Source organism: Microbacterium esteraromaticum, from assembly GCF_028747645.1.
GTDB classification, from domain to species: domain Bacteria; phylum Actinomycetota; class Actinomycetes; order Actinomycetales; family Microbacteriaceae; genus Microbacterium; species Microbacterium esteraromaticum_C.
This window is the reverse complement of the sequence record NZ_CP118100.1, coordinates 908,981-922,090: the sequence shown is the minus strand read 5'-3', so window position 1 is coordinate 922,090 and position 13,110 is coordinate 908,981. Positions and strand designations below refer to the sequence as shown.

11 protein-coding genes are annotated in these 13,110 nt (G+C 69.0%); 7 read left to right on the top strand and 4 right to left on the bottom strand.

From position 1 onward, the window contains the following. Positions 1-98 precede the first annotated feature (98 nt). Positions 99-1,544, top strand: coding sequence for a helix-turn-helix domain-containing protein (locus PTQ19_RS04150; RefSeq protein WP_274368572.1), 1,446 nt, complete (start codon positions 99-101; stop codon positions 1,542-1,544). 129 nt (positions 1,545-1,673) lie between these two features. On the opposite strand, the gene PTQ19_RS04145 is transcribed toward PTQ19_RS04150, so the two are convergent. Continuing rightward, positions 1,674-2,450: a thioesterase family protein gene (locus tag PTQ19_RS04145; protein ID WP_274368571.1), complete on the bottom strand. Its 777-nt coding sequence runs from the start codon at positions 2,448-2,450 to the stop codon at positions 1,674-1,676. 141 nt (positions 2,451-2,591) lie between these two features. Next, positions 2,592-4,040 (bottom strand): glyceraldehyde-3-phosphate dehydrogenase, encoded by a 1,449-nt coding sequence (locus PTQ19_RS04140; protein WP_274368570.1) that lies wholly within the window; start codon positions 4,038-4,040, stop codon positions 2,592-2,594. Positions 4,041-4,303: 263 nt separating this feature from the next. On the opposite strand from PTQ19_RS04140, the gene PTQ19_RS04135 reads away from it, so the two are divergent. Further along, the gene (locus tag PTQ19_RS04135; RefSeq protein ID WP_274368569.1) at positions 4,304-5,710 is read left to right on the top strand and encodes an amidase; all 1,407 of its coding nucleotides are present in this window, start codon (positions 4,304-4,306) and stop codon (positions 5,708-5,710) included. A gap of 19 nt (positions 5,711-5,729) precedes the next feature. After that, positions 5,730-6,380 (top strand): HAD-IA family hydrolase, encoded by a 651-nt coding sequence (locus PTQ19_RS04130; RefSeq protein WP_274368568.1) that lies wholly within the window; start codon positions 5,730-5,732, stop codon positions 6,378-6,380. Between the two features lie 35 nt (positions 6,381-6,415). On the opposite strand, the gene PTQ19_RS04125 is transcribed toward PTQ19_RS04130, so the two are convergent. Both PTQ19_RS04125 and PTQ19_RS04120 read right to left on the bottom strand, forming a co-directional pair. Continuing rightward, the gene (locus PTQ19_RS04125) at positions 6,416-7,495 is read right to left on the bottom strand and encodes a hypothetical protein (RefSeq protein ID WP_274368567.1); all 1,080 of its coding nucleotides are present in this window, start codon (positions 7,493-7,495) and stop codon (positions 6,416-6,418) included. 24 nt (positions 7,496-7,519) lie between these two features. Then, positions 7,520-7,957, bottom strand: coding sequence for an Lrp/AsnC family transcriptional regulator (locus PTQ19_RS04120; RefSeq protein ID WP_179411477.1), 438 nt, complete (start codon positions 7,955-7,957; stop codon positions 7,520-7,522). Positions 7,958-8,106: 149 nt separating this feature from the next. Here PTQ19_RS04120 and pdhA point away from each other — a divergent pair, with 149 nt between their 5' ends. The 4 genes from pdhA to PTQ19_RS04100 all read left to right on the top strand — a co-directional run bounded on the left by pdhA (position 8,107) and on the right by PTQ19_RS04100 (position 13,107). After that, positions 8,107-9,237, top strand: a complete 1,131-nt coding sequence (gene pdhA, locus PTQ19_RS04115; RefSeq protein ID WP_274368566.1) for a pyruvate dehydrogenase (acetyl-transferring) E1 component subunit alpha — start codon at positions 8,107-8,109, stop codon at positions 9,235-9,237. Next, positions 9,234-10,271, top strand: coding sequence for an alpha-ketoacid dehydrogenase subunit beta (locus PTQ19_RS04110; RefSeq protein ID WP_274368565.1), 1,038 nt, complete (start codon positions 9,234-9,236; stop codon positions 10,269-10,271). Before pdhA ends, PTQ19_RS04110 begins: the two co-directional genes overlap by 4 nt. Further along, entirely contained in the window at positions 10,268-11,815 is a 1,548-nt protein-coding gene (locus PTQ19_RS04105) for a dihydrolipoamide acetyltransferase family protein (RefSeq protein ID WP_274368564.1), read from the top strand. Before PTQ19_RS04110 ends, PTQ19_RS04105 begins: the two co-directional genes overlap by 4 nt. A gap of 104 nt (positions 11,816-11,919) precedes the next feature. Beyond that, entirely contained in the window at positions 11,920-13,107 is a 1,188-nt protein-coding gene (locus tag PTQ19_RS04100) for a thiolase family protein (RefSeq protein WP_274368563.1), read from the top strand. The last annotated feature ends 3 nt before the right edge of the window (positions 13,108-13,110 follow it).

Genomic DNA, 13,110 nt, shown 5'->3' with positions numbered 1-13,110 from the left:
GATAGGGGATGCGATACGTCCATCATCCGTGAGTTTTCCTTTCACTTTCGGGCGGTCCGCGTTGAAAGAAAAGCTGATCTTTCGGCTATGCTCAAGGAATGGCGAGCACCAGCGGACTCGAACTCAGCACTCTCGGACATCGCATCCGGCACCATCGCACGGCGAAGGGCTTCACTCTCGATGACCTCGGCGCGCGAGTGGGGATCGCCGGTTCGCAGCTCAGCCTGATCGAGAACGGCAAGCGCGAGCCGAAGCTGTCGCTGTTGCAGGCCATCGCCGATGCGTGCGCCACCGACGTCGCCGACCTGATCTCGGGAGAGCCGCCGAACAAGCGCGCCGCTCTTGAGATCGAACTCGACCGCGCGCAGGCCAGCCCGGTCTTCCGCCAGCTCGGCATCTCACCCATCCGGGTGTCGAAGGGCATGAGCGACGAGACCATCGAGTCGGTCCTCGGCCTGCACCGTGAACTGCACCGCCGTGAGAGCGAGGCCATCGCCACGCCGGAAGAAGCCCGTCGAGCCAACACCGAGATGCGTCTGACCATGCGCTCGAAGGGCAACTACCTTCCCGAGATAGAGGCCCTCGCAGAGAAGCACCTCAAGGCCGCGGGGCACGTCTCGGGCGCGCTGACGCACCGCACGGTCAGCATCATGGCCGAGAAGCTCGGTTTCGAACTCATCTACGTCGACGATCTGCCCCACTCGACCCGCTCCATCACCGACCTCGAGAACGGCCGCATCTACCTGCCACCGGCATCCATCCCCGGCGGTCACGGACTGCGATCGATGGCGCTGCAGGCGATGGCGCACCGGCTGCTGGGCCACACCCCTCCGACCGACTACGCCGACTTTCTGCAACAGCGCCTGGAGATCAACTACTTCGCAGCCTGCTGCCTGATCCCCGAGACCGCGGGCGTCGCCTTCCTGCAGCAGGCGAAAAAGGACCGCAACCTCGCCGTCGAGGACTTCCGCGATGCGTTCGGCGTCACCCACGAGGCCGCGGCCATGCGCATGACCAACCTCATGACACACCACCTCGACATGCGCCTGCACTTTCTGCGCGTCGACGAGAACGGCGCCATCACACGGGTGTACGAGAACGATGACCTCCCCCTGCCAATGGACGTCACCGGTGCGGTCGAGGGCCAGCCGGCGTGCCGCAAGTTCTCGGCCCGGGCAGCGTTCGAGCAGCGCAACCGTACGACCGAGCACTATCAGTACACCGACACCCCGTCGGGCACCTACTGGTGCGCGACGCAGACCGGTTCGGCCAGCGACGGCGGGTTCTCGATCACCGTGGGCGTCCCCTTCGATGACGCCCGCTGGTGGCGCGGACGCGAGACCCAGCACCGCGCACAGTCGAGCTGCCCCGACGAGACGTGCTGCCGACGGGCATCCGCCGCGATCAGCCAACGCTGGGAAGGGCGCGCCTGGCCGAGCGCCCGCGTGCACACGCACATGTTCTCGCCGCTACCGCGCGGCGCCTTCCCCGGAGTCGACGACAGCGAGGTGTACTCGTTCCTCGACCGGCACGCCGGCGAGTAGAACCCGTGGCGCGCCTGTCCGGGGAGTTTGCCGGTACGCGTCACTGAGAACAGGATCGTTCACGAGAACAGGATGAGCCCCGCCGATTCAGCCTGTTTCGGGCAACGAGCCTGTTCTCGTGAACGCGTGTCAGCGTCGGCGCAGCGTCAGGGTCTGCGAAGACGTGCCCAGCGGCCCCGCCTCATCACTGAGCACCGACTCGGTCAGGCCGATGCCGCCGGGGCCGAACGACACCGACGTATCGAGACCGATCCACTCACCCTGTGGCTCTCGGAACAGGCTCGCGGTCAGGTCGACGTTCGGATAGAGCAAGTCGTTGGGTGACACGCGGATCGCGATGCCGTTGGCGAAATCGAGCGCCCCGAGCATCCGCGCACGCGCCGACACCGCTTCATCCGCCAGCAACGGCACCGTCGGACGAAGCCAGCTCTGAGCCCGCCCCGGCCCGAAATCGCGGTGTCGGAACTCCACCGAACGGATCGCCCCGCCCTGCCAACCCTCGTCCATCTTCCAGCCGGCCAGGTCCGCGCGCGGTGGCATGGACGCCAGCGACGTGCCGGCGAGGTCGGCCGTGTCGCCGGTCTGCAGCATCCACGCCCGCAGTGTCAGCGCCGCGCGCCCGCCCTGGCTGAGCGTCGCCTCGACGAGTTCGATGGTGCGGCCGGGCCGCACCACGCGGATGCTGACCTCGAACGCGGCCATCGGGATGACACCGAGGATGTCGTAGTTGGCCCGCGCGAGCACCAGCGGCGTATCCGCGCGGCGCACCGCGTGATCGGCCTCGATGATGTGCGCCAGCAGACCCAGCACCGGTGCGACGTGCTGCTCGTCGGGGTTCCATGCTCCGCCGACATGGTCGGTGGGCTCGAACTCGGTCGCAGACAGTCGACGGAAGTAGCAGCTCACAGGGTCATCCTCTCGCACTCGGGCGTCGGAAATCCCAGACGTTCCGCGCCCCGCACGGCATGTCACCACCGGACACGCCGGTGCGACGGCATCCGATCTGGGATTTCCGACACGAGCCCGACCCGCACCGGCCGAACAGGATCAGGCGTTGAGCGTCACCTCGCGGCGCGGCGGAAGCACCACCGGGTGCGCACCGGCCATCACTTCGAGCACGCGCACCACCTGGCACGAGTAGCCGTACTCGTTGTCGTACCAGACGTACAGCACCACGTCGCGATCGTTGGCGATGGTTGCCAGACCGTCGACGATGCCGGCACGGTGCGAGCCGACGAAGTCCGTCGAGACGACCTCGGGGCTCTCGACGTAGTCGATCTGCTGGCGCAGCTTGGAGTGCAGCGACGCGCGGCGCAGGTAGTCGTTGAGCTGGTCCTTGGTGGCCGGGTTCTCCAGCGTGAGGTGCAGCACGGCGAGCGAGACGTCGGGCGTGGGAACGCGGATGGCCGAACCGGTGAGCTTGCCGGCCAGTTCGGGCAGTGCGCGGGCCACGGCCTTGGCCGCTCCGGTCTCGGTGATGACCATGTTCAGCACCGCCGAGCGGCCGCGACGGTCGCCCTTGTGGAAGTTGTCGATCAGGTTCTGGTCATTGGTGAACGAGTGCACGGTCTCGACGTGTCCGCGCACGATCCCGTATGCCTCGTCCATCGCCTTGAGCACCGGGGTGATCGCATTGGTGGTGCACGATGCGGCCGAGACGATGCGGTCATCGTCGGTGATGGTCGAGTCGTTGATGCCGTGCACGATGTTCTTCAGGTCGCCCTTGCCGGGAGCCGTCAGCAGCACGCGGGCAGCGCCCTTGGCCTGCAGGTGGCGGCTCAGGCCCTCTTCATCGCGCCAGCGTCCGGTGTTGTCGACGATGATCGCGTCGCGGATGCCGTAGGCGGTGTAGTCGACCGTGGACGGGTCGTCGGAGTAGATGACCTGGATGCGGTTACCGTTGGCGATGATCTGGGAGTTCTCCTCATCGACGTCGACAGAGCCCTCGAACCGTCCGTGCACCGAGTCGCGCAGCAGCAGCGACGCGCGCTTGACGAGGTCGTTCTCGGCCCCGCGACGCACGACGACGGCGCGCAGGCGCAGCCCGCTTCCGCCCCCGGTGTGCGCGATGAGGATGCGCGCGAGCAGTCGGCCGATACGTCCGAACCCGTACAGGACGACGTCAACGGGCTCGGCCGGTTCGGCCCCGAGCGCCGGGGCGAGCGCCTCGCGCAGATAGTCGACCAGGTCACGATCGCTTCCGGCGTGCTCGGCGATCAGACGGGCCACGTCGATGGACGACGCGCCGGGCTTGATCTCGCACAGGGCCTCGAGGACGGCGAGGGTGTCCTCCAGCTCGAGGCGTCCGTGGCCGAGCGCGGCGACGCGCTCGTGCACTTCGAGGATGCCGGTGGTCGAGAGCCCGAGCAGACGATGACCGTGCAGCGACGTGACGACGTCACGGGTGCGGTTGAGCTTGCCGATGAGCGGGATCATCCGCTCAGCGAGTTCTTCGTCTGCCTGCCATTCGTCGCGATGCGTCGCGATGTCGTACATGTGCGTCCTTGCGGTGGTGCTGGGCGCCGGATGGGCGCGGCGCGGCGGGAACGGGCGGATCTGCCCGCTTCCAGCGTACGAGCCCGCCCCCTGAAAGGTCGTGCGGATCCGGTGCGCAAGAACGACGGTTGCGACGATCCCGTTAAGTTTCGCGATTCGGATGCCCGCTGGCGCGGAGGATTCGCGTGATTCTGCGCCGGTTGCTGAGGACGGGTGCGGGTCGCATCGCGCCCGATGTCACCGGCGGCGCCTAGGCTCGGCTCATGGCCGAACTGCACGACCTGACCGCGATCGACCAGGTGGCGGCGCTACGTCGCGGCGAACTCTCGCCTCTCGAGGTGGTGACGCACTATCTGGCGCGGATCGCGCGCCTGGATGACCGTGTTGGCGCGTTCGTCGAGGTGACGGCGGATGCTGCACGCGAGCGCGCGGAGAGTGTGACGCGGGCCGAGCCGGTCGGCGCTCTGTGGGGGTTGCCGTTCGCCGACAAGGACCTCGTGCCGCGGGCCGGTGTGCCGACGCGGTTCGGGTCGCGTCTGCATCAGGATCTCGTTCCGGACGAGACTGCCGATCAGGCCGCCGTGCTCGATGAGGCAGGCGGTATCAGCCTGGGCAAGACGAGTACGCCCGAGTTCGGTCTGACCGGGTACACCGAGACGCAGATCGGAGCGCCCACGCGCGACCCCTGGAACCTCGACAACGGCGCAGGCGGCTCCAGCGGAGGCGCTGCCGCGGCCGTTGCGGCCGGTCTGCTGCCGCTTGCGCCGGCATCCGATGGCGGCGGATCCATCCGCATTCCTGCCGCGACGGTCGGCGTCGTCGGCATCAAGCCGTCGCGGGGCCGAGTGCCGTTCGCCTCGGGGCTGGACAGCCCCGGCGGGCTCGCGGTCGCCGGCCCGATTGCGCGCACGGTGGCCGACGCCGCGCTGCTGCTCGACGTGCAGGTCTCGGGGCGGCCGTACGGGTACGCCACGCGCGCTCCAGGGTCCGGGCCGTTCGGCGAAGCGGCGCAGCATCCGACGACCTTCGCGCGCATCGGCGTCACCACGGTCTCGCCGTGGGATGACGACGAAGACATCCGACTCGATCCCGACGCGGCGCGTGCCGTCGACGTCGCTGCGGCACTGCTGTCGGATGCCGGGCACGGCGTCGACCCGTTCGATTGGCGACCCCGCGGGTACGCCGAGATGTTCACGACGATCTGGCGGATGAGCGCGGCGCGCATGACGCTGACCGATGCCGAGTTGGAGTTGGTCGAGCCGATCACGGCGTGGCTGGTGCGCGAGGGGCGCGCACTCAGCGGCGCTCAGGTGCTGGAGGCGCTCACGGCAGCATCCGCATTCGAACGCGACACGATCACCGCCTTCGCGCCGTTCGACGCCGTGCTCACTCCCGCGCTCGCGCTGCCGCCGCAGCCCGTCGGCTGGTTCGACCGGGCGGATGCCGCGCGCGGCTTCTCGCAGCAGGTGCAGTACGCGCCGTACTCAAGCTTCGTGAACGTCGCGGGCCTGCCCGCCCTCGTGCTGCCGGTGACCGTCGACGCTTCAGGCCATCCGGTGAGCGTGCAGTTGATCGGTCGCCCCGGCGGCGAAGCTCAGCTCGTCGCTCTGGCGGCAGGACTCGAGCGGCAGATAGGTGCATTGCCGCATCCGGCGCTCTGGAGTCTCTGAGCACGACTAGCCTGGTGCGATGACCACGACGTTGCATGCCCGCGCCGTTCTGCTCGACATGGACGGCACCCTCGTCGACTCGACCGCGGTGGTGGAGCGGATCTGGCTGAAGTGGGCCGAGCCGCACGGGCTCGACCCGGCGCACGTGCTGGAGGTCGTGCACGGACGTCAAGGGCATCAGAGCATGGCGATCATGCTGCCCGAGCGCGACCATGCGATCAACCTGCGAGAGAACGACGAGATGCTCGCTCGCGAGACCGGCGACGTCGACGGGGTCGTCGCGATCGCCGGTGCGGCCGCTCTTCTGGAGGCGCTGCGCGGGCATCCCCATGCCATCGTGACGAGCGCGGATGTCGCGCTGATGACGGCGCGGATGGATGCTGCCGGGCTGGCGATCCCCGAGCTTCGGGTCACCGCCGAAAGCGTGTCGGCGTCGAAGCCGCACCCGGAGGGGTTCCTGAAGGGCGCGTCGATCCTGGGCATCGACCCGGCCGACTGCATCGTCTTCGAGGATTCGGCCGCCGGGGTCGAGGCGGGACTCGCCGCCGGCATGCGCGTGATCGGCGTGGGTCGGCATGCCGCCGGGCACGGCCCGACGCTGGCCGTGCCCGACCTGACGCACGTCACGATCACCGAGACCGCTGAGGGAATCGCCCTGTTCGTCGAGTGACGCTCAGGCGCTTGCTCTACGCCGCTCCCGGGCGCTCATTCGAGCCGCCACTCCTCGTTCTGTCCGTCGGGTGAGACCCAGGTCTGCGGCGGCTCGTCAAACTGCACCGCCGAGCTCAGCCAGTAGGTCTCGTCGGGATTCCAGCCTGCGATGACCGACGCACGGCCATCACCCACCTCGATGGCTGTGCCAGCGACCGCGAGATAGGCTCCGGTCTGCAGATGCACGGCATCGTAGTGCTGGGCGACGGACGCCCAGTCCGGGATCACCCACTCCCCCACACGCCCGGTCGTGCGATACCAGTCATGCCTCCGGGATGCCGTGACCACCAGCGGGAAACGTCGGCAGAGGTCTGCCCACGCGTGCGCCCCGTCGATCTCGAACACGCGAGCATCGGGTGCGATCGTCGCGCGGCGCGCGAAGCCGCGCTCCCAGCCCAAGCCGTCCTCGACGAACCACAGGGCGGCAGGGCTACCGTCGAAGGTCTCGCCTGCTGTCGACGGGGCAAGCCACGCCGGCATCGACCACCAGTCACCGCTCATGTTCGCTGCGGGGTCGACCGGCCGGTCGCGTTGTGCCTGCTGCTCGCCTTCGATCATTCGGGCGCGATGCTGGCGCAACTCCTCGGCAGAGATCGCTCGAGGCGCGGCGATGCCTTCGTCATCCCACTGCACGGCCCACTGTGCTTCTCGCAACATCGGCCACCACCACGACGAAAACGCCGGCGCCAGGTGCACGGCGACCCTCTGCAACGCATCACGCATCTCGGGGGTCGCCGCCAGTTGGTCCTCCCCGTCGGGCTCCTGCCAGTACCGCGCCATGTCGATCGAGCGCGCCAGTGCCGATCTCGCGTGCGCCTGTGACGGCTCGGCGAACGTCACCTGTGCGAGCACGTGTGCCGCTTCTGCGGGCGACATCGTTTCGGGTTCTGCTGGCGGCCCGCCGCCGATCCAGATCATGGTCCCCGTCGACTCGAACGCGCGGGCAGCGGCGCGTACAGCACGCGAGAGCTGCCATTGCGCCTTCTGCTCCTCGACGGCCATCGCGTACTCCAGCAGAAGGCGCCGCCCGCGCGGGCCGGCGAGTAGGTCGTCGATCTGAGGGTCGTGGCTCACGCCCCCAAGCTATGCGAGTGACGCTCAGTCGCGGGTGTAGTCCTCGAAGATCAGGGTGGTGCGGGTCGAGCGGATCGACGGGATCGCCTGGATGTCCTCCAGCACGATGCGGCGCAGATCGCGGGCATCGCTGGCCCGCACGAGCAGAATCACGTCGAAATCGCCGCCGACCAGCGCCATGTGCTCGACCTCGGGGATTGCCCGCAGCCGGGCCTGCACGTCTTGCCAGGTCGCCTGCTCGATCGCGAGCATCACGTAGGCCGACGCATGATGGCCGAGCTGCACCGGGTCGGTACGGACCGTGTACCCCGTGATCACCCCGAGGTCGGTGAGTCGTTTGATGCGGGCGTGAGCCCCGGCACGCGAGATGTGCACGGCCTCGGCGATCGCCGTCATCGAGGCGCGCGCGTCGCGGCGCAGTTCGGCGAGGATCGCGTGATCCGTCGCATCCATCTCGGCCATCAGAGCTCCTTCGATCTGTCACAGAATCCTGACACTCTGCACGCAGTACACGCAATACCTGACCAGACGTTCAGGAATCAGGCGAAACGGTTGGACGACTGGCACGGAGAGAGGATGCTGAGATCACCCGTTCGGCGAAGGAGGCGAACATGAGCGACCGCGTGCTCACCCCCGAGACCCTGCTGCCCCGTGACGAGCCGGTGCGTCTGATCGCCCCGGACGGCACCGCCGAGGCCGACCAGCACTACCCGATGCCCGACCTCGCGCATCTGCGTGATGCCTACCGTGCGCTCGTCGAGGGCCGGCGCATCAACGATCAGGCCAGCGCGCTCGTGCGCCAGGGTCGCCTGGCGGTGTACCCCTCATCGCACGGGCAGGAGGCGTGCCAGGTCGCCGCCTCGCTCGTACTCGGCGAACGCGACTGGCTGTTCCCGACGTACCGCGACTCGGTCGCCGTGATCGGCCGCGGGGTGAACCCGGCGGATGCCATGGTGCTGCTCGCCGGCGACTGGCACTCGGGCTACGACCCCACCGAGCACCGCGTCGCCCCGCAGGCCACCCCCCTTGCCACGCAACTGCTGCACGCCGTGGGCTTCGCGCAAGCGGCCAAGTACCGCGGCGAAGACACCGTGGTGCTGGCCCTGTGCGGTGACGGTGCCACCAGTGAGGGAGACTTTCACGAGGCGCTCAACTTCGCCGCCGTGTTCGCCATACCCGTGGTCTTCTTCGTGCAGAACAACGAATTCGCCATCTCGGTGCCGCTGTCCCGTCAGAGCGCCGCCCCCTCACTCGCCCACAAGGCGGTCGGCTACGGCATACCCGGCCAGCGTGTGGACGGAAACGATGTCGCCGCTGTGCTCTCGGTGCTCGGCGACGCCGTCGATCGTGCGCGCGCTGGCGAAGGACCGTCGCTGATCGAGGCGCACACCTACCGTATGCAGGCGCACACCAACGCCGACGACGACACCCGCTACCGCGAGCGTGCCGAGGTGCAGGCCTGGATCGAGCGCGACCCGCTCACCCGCATCCGCGCCTACCTGACGGCGCATGACGCACTCGACACGGCCACCGAGGATCGGATCGCCGCTGACGCCGAACGGATCGCCGCCGATCTGCGCGCCGCGCTGAACGCCGACACCGACCTCGACCCCGAGGACCTGTTCCGCTTCGTCACCACCGATCGCACCCCGCAGCTCGACGAGCAGTGGCAGATGCTGCGCGACGAGATCGCCCGCGGGGCAGCATCCGATGCCGTGTCACCGACGGGAGGATCCCGATGACTATCGCGCACGACGACATCCGGCTCGACGCCGGCGCCCCCACCACGCAGACGATGACGATGGCGGCCGCGCTCAATCTCGCCCTCGCCGACGCGATCCGCGACGACCCCGCTGTCGTCGTGTTCGGTGAGGACGTCGGCGCCCTCGGAGGCGTCTTCCGCATCACCGACGGACTGACCGAACGCTTCGGTGAAGAACGCTGCTTCGACACCCCGCTGGCCGAGTCCGGCATCGTCGGCACCGCAGTGGGCATGGCCATGAACGGCATGCGTCCCGTCGTCGAGATGCAGTTCGACGCCTTCGCGCTGCCCGCGTTCGAACAGGTCGTCAGCCACGTCGCCAAGCTCGGCAACCGCACCCGGGGCGCGGTGCGCCTGCCGATGGTGATCCGGATGCCCTCGGGTGGCGGCATCGGCGGCGTCGAGCATCACTGCGACTCGTCCGAGGCGTACTACGCGCACACTCCCGGACTCACGGTGGTCGCACCGTCCACCCCACAGGACGCCTACTCGATGCTGCGCGCGGCGATCGCCTCGCCCGACCCGGTGATCTTCATCGAACCGAAGAAGCTGTACTGGACCAAGGGCGAGGTCGACACTTCGCAGGTCGCCCATCTCGGAACAGCGCGCATCGCCCGCGAGGGCACGGATGTGACCGTGCTCGCCTACGCCGCTATGGTGCCGGTCGCGTTGGAGGCGGCCGAGATCGCTGCATCCGAGGGACGCAGCGTTCAGGTCATCGACGTGCGCTCGCTGTCGCCGTTCGACGACCAACTCGTCACCGCCGCGGTGCGCGCAACGGGGCGAGCCGTGGTCGTCGCCGAGGCACCCGGGTACGTCAGCGTCGCTGGCGAGATCCAGGCACGCGTCTTCGAGCGCTGCTTCGAGTACCTCGAGGCTCCGGTACGCCGTGTAACCGGGTTCGACACCCCGTTCGCGCCGCCGAAGTTGGAGCACTTCTACCTGCCCGACGCGGATCGCATCCTCGACGCTATCGACTCGCTGCACTGGGACGACGACGAGGAGACGCGATGACCACGACGACCGCAAGCGTGTTCCGCCTGCCCGACCTCGGCGAAGGGCTCACCGAGGCGGCGCTCGTGCAGTGGCTGGTACAGGTGGGCGATGAGATCAGCACCGACCAGGCGGTGGCCGAAGTCGAGACTGCGAAGAGCGTGGTGGAGTTGCCCTCACCGTTCGCCGGCACCGTCACGGCGTTGCATGGTCAGGCCGGCGAGACGATCGCCGTTGGTGCCCCCGTACTCGAGGTGTCCTCCCCCGCCGCCTCTTCCCCTCACGAGGGGTCGCCCTCCGCGCCCGAGGGATCAACCCCCACCCACGAGGGGTCAAGAAACGCTGGGTCCGCGGGGGCGGAAAGCGTTCTTTCTGACCCCTCGTGGGAGGGAGCTGACGAGGCGGGAGACAAGCCCGGGGCGGCAGAGAAGGAGGCGTACCGCGCCGAGGAACGCGCGGGCAGTGCGGACACGAAAGGCTCGGATGCCAGCGGCTCGGGCAACGTCCTGATCGGCTACGGCACCACCGAACGATCCTCCTCAGGACGTCGGCGTGCCCGTGCTGTGCCGCGCTCGCAGCCGCCCGCGCCGGTGGCATCCGCTCCCGTCGCACATGCTCCCGCGCCACCGGCCGCCGAAGCCGCACCGCGTCGCACCGTGGCCGTGCGCTCACCGCTGGTGCGCCGCCTCGCCCGTGACCTCGGCGTCGACGTGCACACCATCACCGGCACAGGCTCCGATGGGGCGATCACCCGCGGCGACGTGCTGCGCGCGGCCGTCGACGGGGCGGTTGACGGGGTGGCGGCTCCCGTGGAATCCGCCACACCGGTGCCCGCGCCTGTGGCATCCGCCGTCTCACCGTCGGATGCCCTGGCCGTGACGTCCCGCGAGAAGCTCAGTCCGCTACGCAAGGCCGTCAGTGCGAAGCTGACGCGCAGCCGGTCCGAGATTCCCGAGGCGACGGTGTGGGTCGACGTCGATGCCACTCGCCTGTGGGAGCTTCGCGCAGAGATGGCAGCCGAGGGCGAGCGGGCGCCGTCACTCACCGCACTCATCGCCCGGTTCACGCTGCTTGCGCTGGCCGAGTATCCTCTGTTGGCCTCGCGGCTCAGCGACGACGCTGACGAGATCCTGTCGTTCGACGGCATCAACCTCGGGGTCGCCGCTGATACCGAACGCGGCCTGCTGGTGCCGGTGATCGCGCGAGCGCACGAGCTGTCGATCGCCGAGCTCGACGCGCAGCTGCGCGAGATCGCCGATGCTGCCCGTTCGGGGCGCATGCCACCGGAGCGCCTGCGCGGATCAACCTTCACGCTGAACAACTACGGCAGCCTCGGTGTTGACGGCTCGGCGGCCATCATCAATCACCCCGATGTCGCCATCCTCGGCATCGGCCGCATGATCGAGCGTCCGTGGGTGGTCGACGGCGAGATCGTGGCCCGGCGCATCGCTCAGTTGTCGCTGGTGTTCGATCACCGGGTGTGCGACGGCGGCTACGCGGCCGGCTTCCTGCGACGGGTGGTCGAGTTGATCGAGCATCCGCTGCGCGCCTACCGAAGAATCTGACTCACCCCTCCCCCATCTATTCGTCGCAAACCCGACGAAAAACGACCGAATAGGGGCAATATGCGCCGAATAGACGGGAGGGGCGGATGCTGACAAGGAGAGATATGACCGACGCATTCCTCATCGGCGGCGCGCGCACGGCGGTCGGCCGCTACGGTGGCGCGCTGGCGGGTGTGCGCCCCGACGACCTCGCGGCGCTCGTCGTGCGCGCGGCCGTCGATCGCGCCGGAGTGCCCGACGCCGAGGTCGACGAGGTCATCCTCGGCGCGGCGAACCAGGCCGGCGAGGACAACCGCAACGTCGCCCGCATGGCCGTGCTGCTGGCCGGGTTGCCCGATGACGTGCCCGCGATCACCGTGAACCGGCTGTGCGCCTCGGGGATGTCTGCGATCGCCATGGCCGCGCAGGCAATCCGCGCGGGCGATGCCGATGTGATGGTGGCGGGCGGTGTCGAGTCAATGACCCGGGCCCCCTGGGTTCAGGCCAAACCCGAGCGCGCCTGGGCAAAACCCGGCGCGGCATTCGACACGTCGATCGGGTGGCGGTTCACGAATCCGCGCCTGCTCGCCCGCGAGAAGGCGACCTTCTCGATGCCCGAGACCGCCGAGGAGGTGGCACGGCGCGACGGCATCACCCGTGAGGATGCCGATGCGTTCGCCCTGCGCAGCCAGCACCGGGCGATCGCGGCTGTGGATGCCGGACGCTTCGCCGACGAGATCGTGGCCGTGCCGACCCGCGCGGGCGACGTGCTCGTCGATGAAGGCCCACGGCGCGACACCAGCCTCGAAGCACTCGCAGCGCTACGCCCGGTCGTTCCCGGCGGCAGCGTCGTCACGGCCGGCAACTCGAGCTCGTTGAACGACGGCGCCTCTGCGGTCGTGGTCGCGAGCGCAGAAGCCGTGCGCCGATTCGGGCTGCGTCCGCGTGCCCGCATCGTCACCGCGACAACGGCGGCCCTGGCCCCCGAGATCATGGGACTCGGCCCGGTACCGGCCAGCGAGCGCGCACTGAGACGGGCCGGACTCGACGTGTCGGCGATCGGAGCGGTGGAGCTCAACGAGGCGTTCGCGACGCAGTCGCTGGCATCCATCCGGCGTCTGGGGTTGGATCCCGACATCGTCAACCGCGACGGCGGGGCGATCGCGCTTGGGCATCCGCTCGGTTCAAGCGGCAGCCGCATCGTCATCACGCTGATGGGGCGCATGGAGCGCGAAGGCGCGGGCCTCGGCCTCGCGACCATGTGCGTCGGCGTGGGCCAGGGCAGCGCAATGATCCTGGAGCGGGTCGCATGACGA